This window comes from Aeromonas sp. S41-2 (assembly GCF_027705845.1).
GTDB classification, from domain to species: domain Bacteria; phylum Pseudomonadota; class Gammaproteobacteria; order Enterobacterales; family Aeromonadaceae; genus Aeromonas; species Aeromonas hydrophila.
This window is the reverse complement of sequence record NZ_JAPDCG010000005.1, coordinates 75,677-94,521: the sequence shown is the minus strand read 5'-3', so window position 1 is coordinate 94,521 and position 18,845 is coordinate 75,677. Positions and strand designations below refer to the sequence as shown.

The 18,845-nt window shown below is 62.8% G+C and carries 15 protein-coding genes and 9 tRNA genes; 2 read left to right on the top strand and 22 right to left on the bottom strand.

The window, feature by feature from the left end; all coding sequences use genetic code 11:
• Window positions 1–22: 22 nt before the first annotated feature.
• The 7 genes from OKC44_RS13250 to pnuC form a co-directional block, all read right to left on the bottom strand.
• On the bottom strand, window positions 23–1,813 hold the full coding sequence (locus OKC44_RS13250) for a hypothetical protein (protein WP_270813307.1): 1,791 nt from the start codon (window positions 1,811–1,813) through the stop codon (window positions 23–25).
• 412 nt (window positions 1,814–2,225) lie between these two features.
• Window positions 2,226–3,866, bottom strand: coding sequence for an alpha-glucosidase (locus OKC44_RS13245; protein WP_270813305.1), 1,641 nt, complete (start codon window positions 3,864–3,866; stop codon window positions 2,226–2,228).
• A gap of 199 nt (window positions 3,867–4,065) precedes the next feature.
• Window positions 4,066–4,467 carry a DUF1622 domain-containing protein gene (locus OKC44_RS13240; protein WP_016351614.1) on the bottom strand — a complete coding sequence of 134 codons (402 nt, stop codon included), beginning with the start codon at window positions 4,465–4,467 and terminating at the stop codon, window positions 4,066–4,068.
• 67 nt (window positions 4,468–4,534) lie between these two features.
• The gene (yqfB, locus tag OKC44_RS13235; RefSeq protein ID WP_270813303.1) at window positions 4,535–4,852 is read right to left on the bottom strand and encodes a N(4)-acetylcytidine aminohydrolase; all 318 of its coding nucleotides are present in this window, start codon (window positions 4,850–4,852) and stop codon (window positions 4,535–4,537) included.
• Window positions 4,853–4,895: 43 nt separating this feature from the next.
• Entirely contained in the window at window positions 4,896–5,567 is a 672-nt protein-coding gene (locus OKC44_RS13230) for a Crp/Fnr family transcriptional regulator (protein ID WP_270813301.1), read from the bottom strand.
• Window positions 5,568–5,694: 127 nt separating this feature from the next.
• A complete protein-coding gene (locus OKC44_RS13225) occupies window positions 5,695–6,420 on the bottom strand; it encodes a nucleoside phosphorylase (protein WP_270813299.1) in 726 nt (241 codons plus the stop codon).
• Window positions 6,417–7,139, bottom strand: a complete 723-nt coding sequence (gene pnuC / locus OKC44_RS13220) for a nicotinamide riboside transporter PnuC (protein ID WP_024945930.1) — start codon at window positions 7,137–7,139, stop codon at window positions 6,417–6,419. Before pnuC ends, OKC44_RS13225 begins: the two co-directional genes overlap by 4 nt.
• 262 nt (window positions 7,140–7,401) lie before the next feature.
• Here pnuC and OKC44_RS13215 point away from each other — a divergent pair, with 262 nt between their 5' ends.
• The gene (locus OKC44_RS13215; protein WP_041218664.1) at window positions 7,402–9,234 is read left to right on the top strand and encodes an SLC13 family permease; all 1,833 of its coding nucleotides are present in this window, start codon (window positions 7,402–7,404) and stop codon (window positions 9,232–9,234) included.
• Between the two features lie 260 nt (window positions 9,235–9,494).
• On the opposite strand, the gene OKC44_RS13210 is transcribed toward OKC44_RS13215, so the two are convergent.
• The 15 genes from OKC44_RS13210 to lolB all read right to left on the bottom strand — a co-directional run bounded on the left by OKC44_RS13210 (window position 9,495) and on the right by lolB (window position 17,424).
• Window positions 9,495–9,578 (bottom strand) — tRNA-Leu (locus OKC44_RS13210).
• A gap of 8 nt (window positions 9,579–9,586) precedes the next feature.
• A tRNA-Met gene (locus tag OKC44_RS13205) sits at window positions 9,587–9,663 on the bottom strand.
• Between the two features lie 36 nt (window positions 9,664–9,699).
• Window positions 9,700–9,774 (bottom strand) — tRNA-Gln (locus OKC44_RS13200).
• Window positions 9,775–9,819: 45 nt separating this feature from the next.
• A tRNA-Met gene (locus tag OKC44_RS13195) sits at window positions 9,820–9,896 on the bottom strand.
• 38 nt (window positions 9,897–9,934) lie between these two features.
• Window positions 9,935–10,009: transfer RNA gene (locus OKC44_RS13190), tRNA-Gln, on the bottom strand.
• 41 nt (window positions 10,010–10,050) lie between these two features.
• Window positions 10,051–10,125, bottom strand: a tRNA-Gln gene (locus tag OKC44_RS13185).
• A gap of 41 nt (window positions 10,126–10,166) precedes the next feature.
• A tRNA-Gln gene (locus OKC44_RS13180) sits at window positions 10,167–10,241 on the bottom strand.
• 8 nt (window positions 10,242–10,249) lie between these two features.
• A tRNA-Met gene (locus tag OKC44_RS13175) sits at window positions 10,250–10,326 on the bottom strand.
• 235 nt (window positions 10,327–10,561) lie between these two features.
• Window positions 10,562–11,653 carry a redox-regulated ATPase YchF gene (gene ychF, locus OKC44_RS13170; protein WP_016351608.1) on the bottom strand — a complete coding sequence of 364 codons (1,092 nt, stop codon included), beginning with the start codon at window positions 11,651–11,653 and terminating at the stop codon, window positions 10,562–10,564.
• Between the two features lie 91 nt (window positions 11,654–11,744).
• Entirely contained in the window at window positions 11,745–12,341 is a 597-nt protein-coding gene (gene pth / locus OKC44_RS13165; protein WP_010673844.1) for an aminoacyl-tRNA hydrolase, read from the bottom strand.
• Window positions 12,342–12,538: 197 nt separating this feature from the next.
• Window positions 12,539–14,530 (bottom strand): bifunctional metallophosphatase/5'-nucleotidase, encoded by a 1,992-nt coding sequence (locus tag OKC44_RS13160; protein ID WP_270813296.1) that lies wholly within the window; start codon window positions 14,528–14,530, stop codon window positions 12,539–12,541.
• A gap of 102 nt (window positions 14,531–14,632) precedes the next feature.
• Window positions 14,633–15,580: a ribose-phosphate pyrophosphokinase gene (locus OKC44_RS13155; RefSeq protein ID WP_005298464.1), complete on the bottom strand. Its 948-nt coding sequence runs from the start codon at window positions 15,578–15,580 to the stop codon at window positions 14,633–14,635.
• Between the two features lie 309 nt (window positions 15,581–15,889).
• Window positions 15,890–15,964: transfer RNA gene (locus tag OKC44_RS13150), tRNA-Gln, on the bottom strand.
• Window positions 15,944–16,813 (bottom strand): 4-(cytidine 5'-diphospho)-2-C-methyl-D-erythritol kinase, encoded by an 870-nt coding sequence (gene ispE / locus OKC44_RS13145; RefSeq protein ID WP_024945933.1) that lies wholly within the window; start codon window positions 16,811–16,813, stop codon window positions 15,944–15,946. Before ispE ends, OKC44_RS13150 begins: the two co-directional genes overlap by 21 nt.
• A 26-nt stretch (window positions 16,814–16,839) precedes the next feature.
• Window positions 16,840–17,424: a lipoprotein insertase outer membrane protein LolB gene (lolB, locus tag OKC44_RS13140; protein WP_011706937.1), complete on the bottom strand. Its 585-nt coding sequence runs from the start codon at window positions 17,422–17,424 to the stop codon at window positions 16,840–16,842.
• Between the two features lie 121 nt (window positions 17,425–17,545).
• Here lolB and hemA point away from each other — a divergent pair, with 121 nt between their 5' ends.
• Window positions 17,546–18,805, top strand: coding sequence for a glutamyl-tRNA reductase (gene hemA, locus OKC44_RS13135; RefSeq protein WP_016351604.1), 1,260 nt, complete (start codon window positions 17,546–17,548; stop codon window positions 18,803–18,805).
• Window positions 18,806–18,845 lie beyond the last annotated feature (40 nt).

The window sequence follows — 18,845 nt, the reverse complement described above, 5'->3', positions numbered from 1 at the left end:
CGGCCCGTGCGAGGGGGTTGCCCTACTCGTGGTGCTGGGTGATGCAATCCAGCCCGCCGCTGCCGCGCAGCAGGGCTTCCGCCTGGTTGAACTCCTCCCGTTTGTTGCTGGCAGCCTGACCCACGAAATAGGGGGTGAGCCCGGCCACCTCGTGTTGCAGCCAGGCGGCGAATGCCTGATTGAGGGGGGCGAGGCTGGCGGCATTGGTGATGTAGAAGGGCTGCTGGCGGGTGCCCATGATGCCGTTCATCCAGTTCACCGGCCGCTTGCCCACGCTGAACACGCCCGGGGTGGCGATGGGGGTCAGGCCGGCATCGCTCAACTGCTGGCGGATGAGGGCGTGGATCTTGTGCCAGCGCTCGCTTTGCTGGCGCAGGTCGGTCACGCTCTGGCGAAGTTCCTGCCGCTCGCTCTCGCTCAGGCTGCCGGCCTCGGCAAGCACCTGTTCGATCAGCGCTGCACTGGCCCCGTGATCGTTGAGCAGGATGCGACCGTCGGCCAGCGGGCGCATGGCCATGTCGAGGTGAAAACCGGGCTGGGCCAGGATCACCAGATCCCGCTTGGCCACCTTGAGCTCCTGCGCCATCAGGCGCTGGCTGATGGCCATCATGGCGAGGAAGCGGCGGGTCTGATGATCTTGCTCGGCGCCAGTCAGCCCTGTTCGCTGGTAGCCACCGGCCTGCAACATGTGACCCAGCCGGGCCAGGGTAGCGGCATCGGCCGCCAGCGTCGGCAGTGCTTGGGCTATCTGCTCATCATTGAACTCGGAGTGAAGCTCGGCGGTTACCACCAGGCTGGCGTACTCCTGCTTGAGGCGGGTCAGCAGATCGAAGGAGGCCGGCAGCGGTTGGCCATGGATGGCGCGATAGCGCTCGGCAATCCGCTCCCCTTGCTGCGGGCTCAGAAACATCCGCTGCTCCGCCGCCTCCCGGGTTGACCCGTTCACTTCGTACTTGGCGAGCTCGGCCTTGGCACGCGCGGTTCTGGCAAAGGCGTGGCGCTGCTGCTCATCCAGCCCCTGCGGCAGCAGGTTGGCCGCCTCCAGCAGGATGAGGTCCACCTCGGTGTCATGGCCCTTCTGGAAGGTATAGGGGCTGCCCAGCCACTCCTCTTCGCTGAGGTGCAGCCGAAACTCGCCGTCGCGCTCCATCTTCTCCTGCAGGGCGGCGATGCGCTCACTGTCCAGCCGGCTGTGGTGCAGGGTGGTCTGCAGCAGGGCGTCGCGGCCGATCAGGGCATAGGGCGTACCGTCGGCTCGCTGGCCGGTCAGCATGTTGCCGCCATCGATGATGGAGAAGGTGGGGATGAGCTCGCGCCCCTGCGCCTCGGCGAAGGTGTTGGCCTGGGAGAGCATGCTCTCGTTGAGCCCCTGGGAGGCCTGGCTGCCGAGGCTGTGGTGGCCCTCCTGCTCGGCCTCCGGGCCCTGCTCGGTCAGGGCGGTGACGAAGGCGTGGTAGCTGTCCTTGTCGGCCAGCGGTGCCCGGGGGCGGAAGATGAGGGCGCCATCGCGCGACAGCCACATGTTGTCCTCAGTCCAGGTGTACATGTCAGCGTGGGTGCTGACCGAAAAGCCCTGCTCCCTGCCGATCTGCTCCAGCTCTGCCACCAGTTCCGGTTCGGTCTGGAGGGGCAGGTGAAGCTGGTGGATCCGGTTGCCCAGATCGTCCTGGGCCAGCTGGAAACTGCGATCGAGGGCGGGGGAGTGCTGGCCGTCGGTGAGGGTCGGATCGTCCGGGAAGATCAGAGGGGCCGCCATGGCCGAGTGGAACCAGAAGAGGGTGGAGATGGCAAGTGCCACGCCGGTTTTGCGCATGATGATTTCCTGTTGTTATGGCGGGAGAGTGCCCGCGAGCCTGAACCTCGGCGTGCGGCGCCGTGCTGCACGCTTCGGATGGAAACCATAAGGAGCCGGGGAAGAACCACAAGGGCGCAAATCTGAATTGACTTTTAATCCTGACTAAACAGCGTTTAATATCGCCGCTTGATGATAAAAATGTCGTTTTTGATGGCGATTATTGCCAATAAAAACAGGGTGTTGAACTATTTCAATTGTCGATAGCAAGCCGTGGTTGGCTATTGCCCGGCAAGGCGGTGCGGGCCTGAAAATGCGAAGTTTTTAAGTGAGTAAATCGCCGGGGCGTATCGACCGCCCAAGGGGAAGGAAATTATCAGGGGGCAAAGGCCACCCCCGTGGCGGAAGATGGCGCGAGGGATAGCGCTGCCCGTTACTCCCTTGCTGGCAGCAGCCAGGCGGCCGCCTGATAGGGGGCGAAGGTGGCGGTGGGCTGCCCCGGGTAGTTGCTCATCAGCAGGGTGGCACCTGGTTCCACCTGATCAAGGTGCGGCATGACCAGGGGGCGTGCTGTGAGGTTGGCGAGCAGCAGCAGGGTGTGCCGCTCTGCGCTGGCCGGATCCTGCCAGCGGCGGCGATAGCCGATGCGCTCCGGGTCGTCCCCATCCAGCAGCTCGAAGTCGCCGTGGCGAATGACAGGGTGGGCCTTGCGCAGGGCGATGAGCTGGCGATAGCAGTGAAACGGCGAGTCTGGGCGGGCCAGCTGCTCGGCGGCATTTATCTTGAGGTGATTGGCATTGAGGGCAATCCAGGGCGTGGCCGTGCTGAAACCGGCGTGGGGGCCGGCGTCCCACTGCATCGGGGTGCGGGCGTTGTCGCGGCCGATGGCATCGAGCCGCCGATTCAGCTCGGCAGGCGCCAGCTCCGCCTGGCTGGTGCGGTAGTTGATCGCCTCCACGTCGCGCAGCTCGTCCGGCTGCCAGTGGCGGTTGGTCATGGCGAGCTCCTCCCCCTGATAGATGAAGGGGGTGCCCTGCATCAGGTGCAGCACCATGGCCCACAGCTTGGCGCTGGTTTCCCGCCACTTAGTGCTGTCATCGCCAAAGCGGGAGACGGCGCGGGGCAGGTCATGGTTGTTCAGAAACAGGCTGTTCCAGCCCCGCCCGTGCAGCCCCTGCTGGTGGCGGGCCATGGCCCGTTTGAAGGTGAGGGGGTCGAAGCGGGAGGTCCACTTGTCACTGCCGAGCCCCAGATGCTCGAAGTTGAACACCATGCTGAACTCGCTGCCATCAGGGGCTGAGTAGCACTGCATATGGGCAAGATCCGCTGCCCAAGTCTCCCCCACCGTGATGATCCCCTGGCCGCCGAAGCTCTCGACATTGAGCTCGCGAATATAGTCGTGCAGGCGCGGGCCGTTGCTCATGGCAAGTCTTCCCCAATCCTTGCTCACCATGTCGATCACATCGAAGCGAAACCCCTTGATCCCCTTGCCCAGCCAGAAGTTGATCACCTCTGCCATTTCGGCGCGCACCGCCGGGTTGTCCCAGTCCAGGTCGGCCTGACTCGCATCGAAGTTGTGCAGGTAGTAGCGATCAAGCGCCGGCACGTACTGCCAGCCGCTGCCACCGAAGATGGAGGTAATCGGGTGGGCATCGATGAAGGCTTGATCCCGGAAGACGTAATAGCCCTGATAGCGGGGATCGCCGGCCAGCGCCCGCACAAACCACTCATGCTCGGTGGAGGTGTGGTTGGCGACGATATCCATCATGATGCCGATGCCGTGGGCGGCCGCCTCGGCGATTAGCTGCTCCATCTCGGCCAGGGTGCCGAAGGCGGGGTCGATGGCGCGGTAGTCCGCCACGTCGTAACCGTTGTCCCGCTTGGGGGAGCGATAGAGGGGGGTGAGCCACAGCATATCGACCCTCAGGGTGGCCAGATAACCGAGGCGCTGACGAATGCCGTTGATATCGCCCATGCCGTCGCCATCGCTGTCCTGAAAGCTCATGGGATAGATCTGGTAGATAACGCAACTATCGAGGTCGATGTCGGGTGTGTGGAGAGGTCGCGGGTTCATCAGCTGGGCCGGTTGGGGGAAGCGATGGTTTATCTTACGCAGATGCGCGGGCCCTCGACAGGGCGGGGGAAGGCTTGAAAAGGGTTCCATAGTTGGCTGATTGCCAAAAGTGAGGGGAGGGTCACAACTGGGCCATCCCGAGCCATGGTTGTGGTCGGGATGGCGGGTACTTATTGCTGATGCAGTGCAAGGAAACGGGCTACTGGGCCGCCTTGGCCTGCTCGCTGCGCTGCTCCTGCTGGCGCTCTGCCTTGTCTTGTTGGCGTTCCGCTTGTGCTTCCAGCTCCTTGCCGAGGAAGTAGTTCAGGAAGGTGCGGATCACCGCGATGATGGCGAGACGGATCAGCTCCTCTTTGCTTGGCGCCACCGTGGTGGCCAGGATGTCGGCGGCGAGCTGGAACTCCAGCGCCAGAATGAGCCAGCTGCCGAAACAGAGCCGGATGTGGGGAAAGCCGGGTTCATGATCCCGCACCCGCGCCGCCAGCCAGAGGGTCTTGCCCAGCCCTATCACCACACAGGCGATGGAGATGATCTCCAGCAGCAGCTGGAACAGCTCGACCCCGTGCATCATGCCCTCTCGCAGGCTCGCTATCTCAAACACTCGGGTCACCTCCCTGATTCAAAAGAGGACACTATTAACACATCGCTCGGCAAAGACCAAATCCAGCTCAGGCAAGCAGTTTGAATTCAATGACATAGAGCGGCGGCAGCTTGGGGTAGATGTCGCGGATCACCTGTTTGAGCTCGGGGAGGGTCATGTTCTCCTGGCGGGCGTGCTCGTCATTGAGCTCATCGAAGGCGACCGCCGTGACCGAGAGCACCTCTATGGTGCCAAAGGGCTGGTGCTCCGGGTTGGTGAACAGGGCCAGACGCTGGCCGGGTTGCCAGTTGGCCTCGCTCTCGTCGCGGATGGTGATGGTCTTGCGGCCGGCCTGGATGTCGGCGACGAAGCGGCTGAAGAAGGTGAACTCGGGATAGGTAGACATGGCACTCTCCTGACAGGGTGAATCGAAATGGGGTGAATGGAAATCAAAGGTCGAGGTAGGCGCGCAGCCTGGCCAGATCGGCGATGACCGGGCCGTCGCTGCCGTCGGCGACTATGCCCTGTTCGATCAGCTCCTTGAGGGCGCGCCGATAGACCCGCTCGGTGGTACCAAAGCGCGCCGCCTCGTGGGCCCGCTTGCGCGAGCCGAGCATGGGGGTGCGCTGGCGCTCGCGCCACAGCTCGAAGGCGATGTTGTAGGCGATGGGGTGCAGCAGCCGGCTGGTGGTGATGTCCAGGGTATCCAGGTAGTCGCTGGCGAGCGCCGCGGCGAAGAAGAGGGTCAGCTCGGGCTCGGCCAGCAGCCGTTTGGCCAGCTTGTTGGCGCAGATGACGCCGGCGTCCAGCTCGGTCTCGGCCACCACGCTCCACTGCACCGGGGTGGCGCTGAAGAACTCCATCTCGCCGAAGATCTGGCTATGGCACTCGATTTCGCCGAGTTGAAACAACCGCCCTGAGTGCACCGCGCTGTTGAGGGAAATCCTGCCCTGGGCCACCAGATAGAGCTGCTCGCACAACTCCCCTTGGCGCATGATGGATTCACCGGGCAGATAGCGGCGCGAAAACAGGGTGCAGTCTGCCAGCGCCGCGGCAAAGCGCGGTTCGAGTGCGGCAAGCTCGGCGTGAAAGCGACCGAGCGGATAGGGTTGTTGCTGCATGGTGAAGGCCCGGCTTGACGAGGGCCATGAGGCTAGCAAGAGCGCCGGCGGGATGCCAGCCCCGGCGCCTCTGAATGTGCCGGGCTTAACGTTTTGCCGGGGCCGTTGCGGCCCCGGCAGACCCGGTCTATTGCGTCAGGGCGTGGAGGGCGGCGGCGATGGCCAGCCGCTCGCCGGTCATCATGGCGGCTTCGCTGGCTGCGTAGTCGCTCACCCCCGCTTGCACGTCCTGCTCGAAGGCCACCACGTTGCAGAGCACGGCGGCCACCCGCACCTTGCGCAGGCGCCCCACGGCGAGCAGGGAGGCGGTCTCCATGTCCGCCCCGAGCACGCCACGGGCGTGCCAGTAGCGACAGATTTCCTGCTCGTCATCCCGGTAGAAGCTGTCGTGGGAGCGCACCAGCCCGTGCCAGTGAGGCTGGCCGCTGGTGCCGAGATGGGCGAGCAGGGCAGCTTGCAGGCGGATATCGGCGCAGGCGGGGTACTCGGGGGGCAGGTAGGCCAGCGAGGCGCCTTCGCTGCGCACCGCTCCCTCCACCACGATGAGATCCCCCAGCGCGATCTCATGCTGCAGGGCGCCGGCGGAGCCGACCCGGATGAGCGAGCGGGCGCCCGCCTGCACCAGCTCCTCCAGCGCGATGACGGCGGAGGTGCCGCCAATGCCGGTGCTGCACACCGTGACGGGCAGCCCCCGGTAGTGGCCGTTGATCAGGCGAAACTCCCGGTGCTGGCCCAGCACGTCACACCCGTCGAGCTGGCTGGCGATGCGGTCGACCCGGGCCGGGTCGCCGCACAGCACCACCCGTTCGGCTACCTGGTCCGGGCGGCATTGCAGATGGGGCAGCAGGCTCATGCGATCGCTTCCTGTTGCGGGCGCTTGGCGCTGACCATCCACAGGCGAGTGCCGTTGGCGGCGATAAACAGCAGGATCAGGTACTCAAGGGACATGGCATAGACCCCCTGAGCGGCATAGACGCCGATGCTGATGATGTTGATGACCACCCAGAGGATCCAGTTTTCCACGTACTTGCGGGTCATCAGGATCTGGGCCACCACGGAGAGCACTGTCATGCTGGCATCCCAGAAGGGGAAGGCATCGGGGGAGGGCTCAGGGGTGGCGAGATTGGCGCCAAACAGGTTGAGCAGGGCGACCGAGGTGCGGGCCAGGGTGGCGAACACAGGGTCGATATAGAGGGTCAGCAGGGCGATGGCCAGCACGCTCACGGCGGCGGTGGCGATGAGTTTGGACTTGCTGAGCCAGCGGATCTGCAGGGTATCCCCCTGGGCGTTGGCCGGGCGGGTCCAGGCGTACCAGCCATAGAGGTTGGCGCAGAAGAAGAACAGCTGCAGCAGCAACAGGCCGTAGAGCTGGATCTGGAAGAAGATGATGGCGAACAGGCTGACGTTGATGAGCCCGAACAGGTAGTTGATGGTCTTCTCCTGACTGGCGCACCAGATGCAGGCCAGCCCGAACAGGGTGCCGACGGCTTCAATCCACGACATGGCGTAACCACCGCCCAGCGGTATGGTCACCAGGGTGTGATTGATGCTGAACCACTCGAATATGCTCATTTTCGTTTCCTTTGAAAATTGGGGGCGTGAACCGGGCCTATTCTATGGGCGATGGGGGGAGGCTGGCAGGACTTTTGTCCGACCCGGGCCGAGCCACCTCAAAGAATGGGCAAACAGCAGGGGTAACTTTAGGCCCCCGATGGCGCCCTGATATGCGATGATGCCCTGCCCCTTTATTGATATGTAACAAATCGGGGAGAAATGAGCTGTGGTCTGATGGAATCCGCTCCGGCCGGGGTGGAGCTGAACAAAAGGAGCAAGTGTGAATTCCGAGTTGGTCTGGGTCCTCTGCATGCTGGTGGGCGCCATTTATCTGTTTGTGAGCAACAAGGTCCGCATGGACGTGGTTGCCTTGCTGATCATCATATTGTTCGTGCTGAGCGGCACCCTGACCCTGCCGGAGGCGCTGGCGGGGTTCAGCGATCCCAACGTCATCCTGATTGCCGCCCTGTTCGTGGTGGGGGAGGGGCTGGTGCGCACCGGCATTGCCTATCAGGTGGGGGATGCGTTGGTGAAGGTGGCTGGCAGCAGCGAGACTCGCCTGCTGGTACTGCTGATGGTGGCAGTCGCCCTGCTGGGGGCCGTGATGAGCAGCACCGGGGTGGTGGCCATCTTCATTCCGGTGGTGCTGAGCGTGGCGAACCGGATGGGGATCCCGGCCGGCCGGCTGATGATGCCACTCGGCTTTGCCGGCCTCATCAGCGGCATGATGACGCTGGTGGCGACGCCGCCCAACATGGTGGTCAACAGCGAGCTGATGCGCCATAACATCCACGGTTTCGGCTTCTTCGGCTTCACCCCCATGGGGGTCATCATCCTGGGGATGGGGATCCTCTACATGCTTCTGATGCGCACCTCCCTGGTGCGTGAAGGGGAAGAGGGCAAGAGCAAGCAGATCGGGCGCAGCACCATGCGCGATCTCATTCGCGACTACCGGCTGGCCGGTCGGGCGCGCCGGCTGGCGATCCGGCCAGATTCACCGTTGATCGGCCAGACCCTGGACGAGCTGCAACTGCGGGCCCGCTACGGTGCCAACGTCATCGGGGTGGAGCGCTGGCGCAAGTTTCGGCGGGTGATGGTCACCGTCTCCGGGGTGACCGAGTTCCAGGCCAAGGATGTGCTGCTCATCGACATGTCCGACCCCGAGGTGGACGTGCGTGAGTTCTGCAGCGAGGCGCGGCTCGAGCCCATGATCCTGCGCGGCGAATATTTTTCTGATCAGGCGCGGGAGGTGGGCATGGCAGAGGTGTCGCTCATCCCCGAATCCCGCCTGCTCGGCAAGAGCATCCGCGAGGTGGCGTTTCGCTCCCACTATGGGCTCAACGTGGTGGGCATTCGCCGCGCCGGCGAGGCGCTTGGCGGCAAGCTGGTGGACGAGGCGCTGCAACTGGGGGATACCCTGCTGGTGGTGGGCAACTGGAGCCTGATCCGCCTGCTGCAGACCCATAGCCGCGACTTTCTGCTGCTGGGGCTGCCGGCCGAGGTGGACGAGATGGCGCCGGCCCGCAGCCAGGCCATTCATGCCCTCATCTGCCTCGGGGTGATGATCGCCCTGATGGTGACCGATCCGGTGCCCAACGTGATCGCGGCGCTGATCGCCTGCCTGCTGATGGGCAAATTCCGCTGCATCGACATGGAGAGCGCCTACAAGTCCATCCACTGGCCGACCCTGATCCTCATCGTCGGCATGCTGCCCTTCGCGCTGGCGCTGCAAAAGACCGGCGGGGTGGATCTCATCGTCGGTGCGCTGATCTCGGCGGTGGGGGAGATGGGGCCGCGGGTAATGCTGGCCAGCCTGTTCGCCCTGTGCGCCATCATAGGGCTGTTCATCTCCAACACCGCGACGGCGGTGCTGATGGCGCCGATTGCGCTGGGTACGGCGCAGCAGATGGGGATCTCCCCCTATCCGTTCGCCATGACCATCGCCATCGCGGCCTCGGCGGCCTTCATGACGCCGGTCTCCTCACCGGTCAACACCCTGGTGCTCGGGCCCGGCAACTACCGGTTCGTGGATTTCGTGCGTATCGGCGTCCCCTTCACCCTGCTGGTGATGGTGGTGAGCGTCATCGCCATCCCCTGGTTCTTCCCGTTCTGACGACAGCAAACGACATGGCGGCCAGCGGGCCGCCTTTTTATTGCCCGCTGTGCTCTGTGAGATGCAAAGGGTGGTGTGAAGCGAAAGGCCAGGCATCAGCGCCGTCGTAGAGGAGAGCACAAGACGCAGCCGTTGATACCGTAGCCTTTGATACATGGGAGGGATTGCCGGCGTGTGACGGCATGGGGAGGGGAAGAAGAGTGGCAAACGCCGGATACAAAAAAACCAGCCTGAGCTGGTCTGTTTGGTACTGCTTTTGATGGTGCGGAAGGAGAGACTCGAACTCTCACGCCTAGGGCGCCAGAACCTAAATCTGGTGCGTCTACCAATTTCGCCACTTCCGCAGGAGTAATGGTGGCTATGACGGGATTCGAACCTGTGACCCCCGCATTATGAGTGCGATGCTCTAACCAACTGAGCTACATAGCCGTCTTGTGCACGACTCGCGTCGAATACAAGCAAAAATGGCTGGGGCACTAGGATTCGAACCTAGGTATGGCGAGATCAAAACCCGCTGCCTTACCGCTTGGCGATGCCCCAACAGTGTTCTTTGCAATCAGATGATTGAAGGAACGTTTTCAAAAATGGTGGCTATGACGGGATTCGAACCTGTGACCCCCGCATTATGAGTGCGATGCTCTAACCAACTGAGCTACATAGCCGTTTGTTGTCAACCACGGTGTGGAAGAGAACAGAATAATGGCTGGGGTACTAGGATTCGAACCTAGGGATGGCGAGATCAAAACCCGCTGCCTTACCGCTTGGCGATACCCCAACAGCGATGCCTGACAGAGACTATCAAACATCTTTTAAAAATGGCTGGGGCACTAGGATTCGAACCTAGGTATGGCGAGATCAAAACCCGCTGCCTTACCGCTTGGCGATGCCCCAACAGCGATGCCTGACAGATTCTATCAAACATCTTTGAAAAATGGCTGGGGTACTAGGATTCGAACCTAGGGATGGCGAGATCAAAACCCGCTGCCTTACCGCTTGGCGATACCCCAACTAGATATGGTGGCTATGACGGGATTCGAACCTGTGACCCCCGCATTATGAGTGCGATGCTCTAACCAACTGAGCTACATAGCCAACCTTGCTTCCAGTGCCTCGTTGCCTCGTCACTGTGCGGGCCGAATTATGCGTATCTGGCTCTGGGGCGTCAACCCTTTTTTTGTTTGAAAAACCGAATTTGGGTGCGTTTGGCGAGTTATTGGTCGCTGTCGTGCAAAAGCCCAACAATCTGGTTTTTTTTACGACATTTGCCAGCAGATACGAGATTTGGCCAGTTAAAAAAGAGGCCAGCAAATGCTGGCCTCTCATGGGATTAGACGTTGAACAGGAAGTTCATGATGTCGCCATCTTTGACGATGTACTCTTTCCCTTCGGCGCGCATCTTGCCCGCTTCCTTGGCACCTTGCTCACCCTTGTAGGTGATAAAGTCTTCGAAGGCGATGGTTTGGGCACGAATAAAGCCTTTTTCGAAGTCGGTGTGGATCTTGCCGGCCGCCTGCGGAGCGGTGGCACCGACCGGGATGGTCCAGGCACGCACCTCTTTCACGCCGGCGGTGAAGTAGGTCTGCAGCTTGAGCAGCTCGTAGCCTGAGCGGATCACCCGGTTCAGGCCCGGCTCTTCGATGCCAAGGTCAGCCATGAACTCGGCGCGGTCGGCATCGTCCAGCTCGGCGATGTCAGCCTCGATGGCGCAGCAGACGACCACCACAACCGCGTTCTCGGCGGCGGCGATTTCGCGCACCTTGTCGAGGTAGGGGTTGTTCTCGAAGCCATCTTCCGCCACGTTGGCGATGTACATGGTGGGTTTGAGGGTCAGGAAGTTGAGGTGACTGACGGCGGCCAGCTCATCCTTGTCCAGCTTCATGCCGCGGATCATCTGGCCGTTTTCCAGTGCCACCTTGATCTTCTCCAGCACTTCCACTTCCAGCTTGGCATCCTTGTCACCGCCCTTGGCGCGCTTGGACTGGCGGTTGATGGCGCGCTCGCAGGCATCCAGGTCGGAGAGGGCCAGCTCGGTGTTGATCACCTCGATGTCGTCGGCCGGGGAGACCTTGCCGGCGACGTGGACGATGTTCTCGTCGTCAAAGCAGCGCACCACGTGACCGATGGCCTCGGTTTCACGGATGTTGGCCAGGAACTGGTTGCCGAGGCCCTCGCCCTTGGAGGCACCGGCCACCAGGCCGGCGATGTCCACGAATTCCATGGTGGTCGGCACAACGCGCTGCGGATTGATGATGGCCGCCAGCTGATCGAGGCGGGGATCCGGCATCGGTACCACGCCGGTGTTCGGCTCGATGGTGCAGAACGGGAAGTTGGCGGCTTCGATGCCGGCCTTGGTCAGCGCGTTGAACAGGGTGGATTTGCCTACATTGGGCAGGCCCACGATACCGCATTTAAAACCCATGGATTGTTACCTTACTTGATGGATGCTGTTGAGGGCCGCGCGGGCAACCCGTCGTGTTGTTCACGCCTGGCAGTTAACCAGGCTTCTGTGTTCAGACTTTCTCGGCCTTGAAGCTGTGCAGCCGGTTCATGGCCTTGGTCATGTCCTGCTTGAACAGAATGTCGGTGGCGCGCAGGGACTCGTCCAGTGCGGCCTCGATCAGGCTCTGTTCGCTGCTGGGGGCCTTGGTCAGCACGAAACCGGCGACCAGCTCCTTGGCGCCCGGGTGACCTATCCCCAGCCGCAGCCGGAAAAAATTATTGTTGTTGCCCATCCTGGCAATGATGTCCTTGAGGCCGTTGTGGCCACCGTGGCCGCCGCCCTGCTTGAATTTGGCGATGCCGGGGGGCAGGTCCAGCTCATCGTGGGCCACCAGCATGGCTTCCGGCTCGATCTGGTAGAAGCGGGCCAGCGCGGCCACCGCCTTGCCGGAGAGGTTCATGTAGGTGTTCGGGATGAGCAGGCGCACATCCTGGCCATCCACCTGGATGCGGGCGGTGTGGCCGAAGAACTTGGGCTCTTCGCGCAGGCTGACGTTGTGCCAGCGTGCCAGTTGCTCCACATACCAGGCCCCGGCGTTGTGGCGGGTCTTGGCATATTCCGGGCCGGGATTGCCCAGACCCACGATCAGTTTGATTTGGCTTGTCACGCTTGATTTCTTCACTCGCTGCTTGCAATGGGCCGACTGCCCAGGGCAATGGGACGCAATATTCTAGCCGCCGACTGGCGATCACTCAACCAAAGCTCGGCCAGCGACGGGGAAAAGCGGGAGAACAGGCGGCCAACGGCAGCAAAACGGGCCCCAGCGTGGGGCCCGTGGTGTGGCTTGCCGGTGGCAGAGCCGACTTATTGGGCGGCCCGCACCAGGGTGACGGTCTCTTCCGCCAGCGCCGTCAGGGTCGGGCGCTGTTCGCGCACATATTGCACGAAGGAGGCGGCGTCGGTGCCGCAATCCATGCCGCTCGCCTTGCAGTCAAGCTGATGGCCGGCGGTGTAGCGGGCGCTGAGCTGATCGCCGCTCTGCTCCACCCGCTCGACCGGGAACGCCGTCAATTTGCCATCCTGCCAGGCGAGATCCTGGCGCTCGGCATGTTGGGCCTGGGCGCGGGCCAGCGCCTGCCAGCCGTCGTTGCCGTTGGCGCTGTAGGCGTTCATCACCACCCGGTAGCGCGTCGCATCCACCAGATCCTGCCACTGGCCGTCAGCGTCTTGCCACTGCAGCTGGGTCAGAGCGCCGCGCTTGCCCGGCGTGGTTTCGGTGAAGGTGTAGCGCAGGTGACCGCCGTAGGGGAACTTGCCGGCGTGGGCGCTGGCGGGCAGGGTGGCGGTGATGGTCTCGGTCAAGAGGGCGCGCACGTCGGCGCCGGTCAGGGTGAGCACCGAGAGCTGGTTCTTGAACGGCAGCAGGGTGAGCGCCGCATCCCCTTCACGCAGTTCGCCAGCCGGCAGATCGGCGCGCACGCCGCCCACCGCCAGCAGGGCGAAGTGGACCGGGCCGCCGGTCAGCGCCTGCACCGCCGGGGTATTGGCCCAGTAGTACTGACCCTCGGCCACCAGCGGGGCGACGTCGGAGCCATGGCTGTCGCTGCCGTTGTCACCGGGGCGACGGGCATTTTGCAGGGCGGCCGGCAGGGTGGCGATGACGGGGCCGAAGGCCTGCTCGAGGGCGGGCTTGTAGTGGCTGTCGATGATGCCGCGCAGGCGGGGATCCTCATCCACGGTCACCAGGTTGGGCTGGGCGTCGATGAACTTGGCTGCCTGCTTGCTGCGGGGTTCGTCCAGTGCCTGCTTGCGAGCGGGATCGGCGAAGAAATCGCGGCTGGCCAGCAGCTGGTTCTGGCCCTTGCAGGCGATGACCCGGCCCTGGGCATCGAAGCTCACCTGAGCCAGTCCGATGGCCTGGGCATAGGAGCCGGCCTGCACCACGCAGGTCATGCCGACCCCGTCCGGGTTGGTGACAAGCGCCGCGTACTCGCCGGTGTTGCCCCAGCCGATGTTGCGAAAATCGCCGAGCAGGCTGTGGGAGTGGCCGCCGACGATGGCGTCAATGCCGTTCACCTTGGCCGCCAGCGCCAGATCCCGCTGATTGCCGATGTGGGTGAGCGCCACGATCTGGTTGATGCCGTGCTGGCGCAGCAGGTCCACCGTCGCCTGGGCCGAGGTGATTTCGTTGCCAAAGCGTAGTTTGCCGACGTTGGGGGAGATGTTGGTCATGTCCTCCAGCACCAGCCCCATCACGGCGACCAGCTGTTTGCCCTGGGGCAGGTTGTTGAGATCGCTGACCGGGCTCTTCTGGTTGCCGTCGAAGGCGTAGATGACGAACGGCTTGAGATTGGTGGCATGGCGCAGATCCGGATCGTCGCGGGTATCCAGGTTGGCGGCCAGTACCGGGAAGTTGACTCCCTGGATGAAGCGGGCGAGCTTCTGGTTGTCGAGATCGAACTCGTGATTGCCAAGGGCCATGGCGTCGAGGCCGAACTGGCTCAACAGCTCGGCGTTGGCCATCCCTTCGTTGAGCTTGAAGTAGCCGCTGCCCTGCCAGGCATCGCCGCCGTGCAGCAGCAGGATCGGCTGGTTCTTGGCCAGCGCATCGGCCTGGAAGGATTTCGCCATGGTGAGCAGGCGCGGATAGCCGCCGAAGCGGGTGTAGAGGGTGTCGGTCTCCCCCTGCTTGCCAAAGATGGGCCCCTTCAGCTCGGCGTTGACCGGGTCAAACTGGGAGTGAGTGTCGTTCATGTGAGCCAGGGTCAGCACGAAGGGCTGGCCTTCATTGCCGGGCTGACAGGCGAACAGGAAGCTGCACAAGGCAAGGAGCAGCAGCGGGCGCAAGCGATTCATGGAACAATCCTTAACCTGCGACGGGGCAGGGCAGTACCGGGTGTAACTGGGACTAAAAAGACAAAAACCGCCAGCTGGCGGTTTTTGTCACAACAGGGTCTATCAATGCTCAAACATGGCAGAGATGGACTCTTCGTTGCTGATGCGGCGAATGGCTTCGGCCAGCACGGAAGAGAGCGTCAGCTGCTTGACCTTGTCGACCGCCTTCATCTCCGCGGTGAGCGGGATGGAGTCGGTGATGATCAGTTCGTCGATCACGGAGTTCTTGATGTTCTCCACGGCGGAACCGGAGAAGACCGGGTGAGTGGCATAGGCGAATACACGCTTGGCGCCGCGCTCTTTCAGGGCTTCTGCGGCTTTGCACAGGGTGCCGCCGGTGTCGATCATGTCGTCGACGATGATACAGTCGCGGCCGGCCACGTCACCGATCAGGTGCATGACCTGGGAGACGTTCGGGCGGGGACGACGCTTGTCGATGATGGCGATGTCGGTATCGTCCAGCAGCTTGGCGATGGCACGGGCACGTACCACGCCGCCGATGTCCGGCGACACCACCACGGGGGATTCGAGGTTCTTGGACTTCATGTCTTCCAGCAGCACCGGGCTGCCGAACACGTTGTCGACCGGGACGTCGAAGAAGCCTTGGATTTGTTCGGCATGCAGGTCAACGGTCAGCACGCGATCCACACCGACGCTGGAGAGGAAGTCGGCGACGACCTTGGCGGTGATGGGAACACGGGCGGAGCGGACGCGGCGGTCCTGACGGGCATAACCAAAGTAGGGGATAACGGCAGTAATACGGCCAGCTGAAGCACGACGCAGAGCATCCACCATCACGATCAATTCCATCAAATTGTCGTTGGTCGGGGCACAGGTGGATTGAATGATGAAGATATCGCCACCACGTACATTCTCGTTGATCTGTACGCTGATCTCGCCGTCGCTAAAGCGACCTACGGCAGCATTGCCGAGTTTGATAAACAGGCGATCTGCGATCTTCTGGGCTAGTTCCGGCGTTGCGTTACCAGCAAACAGCTTCATGTCAGGCACGGTTTGAAACCTCGGGGTTGCATCCAGTATGTGGGGAGTCTTATTCAGACCCTTATCGTTTTGGGGCAAACGATTTATCAAGTTGACGGGTCAGACCACTATAGGCTGCTTTCAGGCCAGGTGCCCACGTTGCATGCGGCAAGTCGGTTGAGCGTCGTGCTGGTCGACGCCCCGTCATCCATGATGACCAGTGACCTCCCGACAACGAGAGGGTAACGATGGGTGCTGCAACCGGCGAGGGGGAGTGTGCACTCCCGGCAAGACTGCTGCGGCAGGTGAATCGATATACCCTGTTCGATGTTCAGGAGATGGCTGGGGTACTAGGATTCGAACCTAGGAATGGCGAGATCAAAACCCGCTGCCTTACCGCTTGGCGATACCCCAATCACTGACTTGTTGCAATGCAGCGAAGAGTGGTGATATGTTCTCGCCCTTGGCGACAAACCCATCCCATCCTTTCGGCACTTTTGCCAACACTTCCCGAGCAGCCACTTCGTCTTCAAACTGAGCAAAGACGCAGGCTCCTGTGCCCGTCATTCTTGACGGCGCGTATTCTAGCAACCAGCCGAGCGCATTGGCAACCTCGGGGTGGCGCTTTTTCACCAGCAATTCGCAATCGTTTTTCCACTCCCCTTCCAGCAGATTGTGCAATGCCATTTTCGGGGTATCTCTGGGCAGGTCCGGATCCTGGAACACGGCGGCGGTCGCCACATGGCAATCGGGCTTGAGCACCAGATACCAGGCACTCGGCAGTTCGACCGGCTGCAACCGCTCACCGACCCCCTCGGCAAAGGCGGCCTTGCCGCGCACGAACACCGGTACGTCGGCGCCCAGCTGCACGCCGAGCTCGGCCAGTTCGTCCTCACTCAAGCCGGCTTGCCACAGGTGGTTGAGGGCAACCAGGGTGGTGGCGGCGTCCGATGAGCCGCCGCCGATGCCGCCGCCCATGGGCAGCACCTTCTCCAGCCGGATATGGGCTCCCTGCGGGCTTGGCAGTTTTGCCTGCAGCAGGCGGGCGGCACGGATGATCAGGTTCTGCTCGTCGGGCACGCCGGGAATGGCCGGGCTCAGGGTGAGCAAGTCGGTATCGGTGAGCGGCTCGAACTCGAGCCAGTCGCCGTGGTTGAGGAAGATGAACAGGGTCTGCAGCTCGTGGTAGCCGTCCGGGCGACGGCCGTTGACGTGCAAAAAGAGATTCAGTTTAGCCGGAGCCGGCCAGCGCATGGCGCTCATGGGGGAGTCCTTGTCGATGGCCGCCATCAGCGGGTTATGGTCCACTGGTTGATCTGCAGCTTGAGGCGACTGCCCTGGCCGGTCATGGTGAGCAGGTGCGGCAGGCGGTAGCCGTCCTGATCCCGGTAGTCGCCATAGACGATCTGCCACTGACCGTCTCGCACGCTGGCCAGACTGCGGTCTGGGTTGAGCTCGAATTCGGCCTGGCCCGGCAGGCCCTTGATCCACTCCGGCAGCCCGGCCACCGGAATGTTCCAGCCGGTGAGCTGATAGATGAGCGCCTCGGCATCCTGGCTCTGGTGCGGGTTGCCCTCGTTGTCGATCAGGGTGATCTCGCCCTTGCTGCGGGAGAGCTCGAGGATGTGAGTGCCGATCAGGCTGGTGAGGTTGAGGCGGTAGTCGTCGCCGTCCTGCTGCCAGTTGACCCGGGCGCTGCCCTTCTGTTGGGCGGTGATGATGGCCATCTTGCCCGACAGCTGCCAGTGGCTGAGCTGCTCGAGGCGGGTACGTTCCTGCTGCCAGTTGACCTGATCACGCTGGGGTTGGGTAGTGGCGCAACCGGCCAGCAACAGCAGGCAGCCAAGGGTGAAAAGACGCAACAACAAGGTCATGCTCCGGAAAAGGTGATTTGCCACAGTATACGGGGCGGCCGTATTGCTTTTAAAGACTTACCCTTTCTCGTACAATTGGCAGCCTTTACTCCCAGCGCACAGATACGATCCACGCCCACTCATGAGTTTGCTTGCCCTCGGAATCAACCACAACACCGCCAGTGTCGCCTTGCGGGAGCGGGTCGCCTTCGGCCCGGACTGCATCGATCGCGCCTTGCGTGAGCTGGTCGCCCAACCCGGTGTAAGCGAGGCGGTGATCGTCTCGACCTGCAATCGCACCGAGCTTTACTGCAGCCTGGCGCAGGGGCAGGGCGAGCAGGTGTTGCAGTGGCTGCAGCGTTTCCACGGTCTGGATGCGGCCGAGGTGGTCTCCGCCATCTACCAGCATCAGGACGAGGAGGCGGTTCGCCACCTGATGCGGGTGGCCTGCGGGCTCGACTCCCTGGTGCTGGGGGAGCCGCAGATCCTGGGGCAGATCAAGCAATCCTACGCCCATGCCCAGCAGTCCGAGGCGGTGAAGGGATCGCTGGAGCGGCTGTTCCAGAAATCCTTCTCGGTGGCCAAGCGGGTGCGTACCGATACCGAGATCGGCGCCAGTGCGGTGTCGGTGGCCTTTGCCGCGGTGAGCCTGGGGCGGCGGATCTTCTCCGATCTCTCCCAGACCAAGGTGCTGCTGGTCGGTGCCGGCGAGACCATAGAACTGGTGGCCCGCCACCTGCGCGAGCAGAACGTCACCCAGATGATGGTGGCGAACCGCACCCTGCAGCGGGCCCAGCTGCTGGCCGAGGAGTTCGGCGCCCAGGTGATGACGCTCGAAGAGATCCCGGACTACCTGCACGAGGCGGACATCGTCATCAGCTCTACCGCGAGCCCCCTGCCCATCATCGGCAAGGGCATGGTGGAGCGCGCGCTCAAGGCCCGCCGCTTCAAGCCCATGTTCCTGGTGGATATCGCCGTGCCCCGCGACATCGAGGCGGAGGTGGACGAGCTCTCGGACGCCTATCTCTACACGGTGGATGACCTGCAGGGCATCATCGAGCAGAATCTCGAGACCCGCAAACGGGCCGCCGCCGAGGCCGAGCTCATCGTGCAGGAAGAGCGCGACGACTTCATGGGCTGGTATCGCAGCCAGCACTCGGTGGATCTCATCCGCGATTACCGCCACCAGTCCCAACAGGTGGCCGACGAAGAGCTGCAGCGCGCCCTGCTGGCCCTGCAGCAGGGCGAGAATGCCGAGCAGGCGCTCAAGGCGCTGGCCCACCGCCTCACCAACAAGTTGATCCACGCACCGACCCAGGCCCTGCGCCATGCCGCGGCCCAGGGGGATCACCACCAGCTGGCCCAGTTGCGCCAGGTGCTGGGGTTGTCACAAGAGTCATAGTTTTGGGGCGACCAGCCGGTCGTCCCGTCCTCCATCGAGA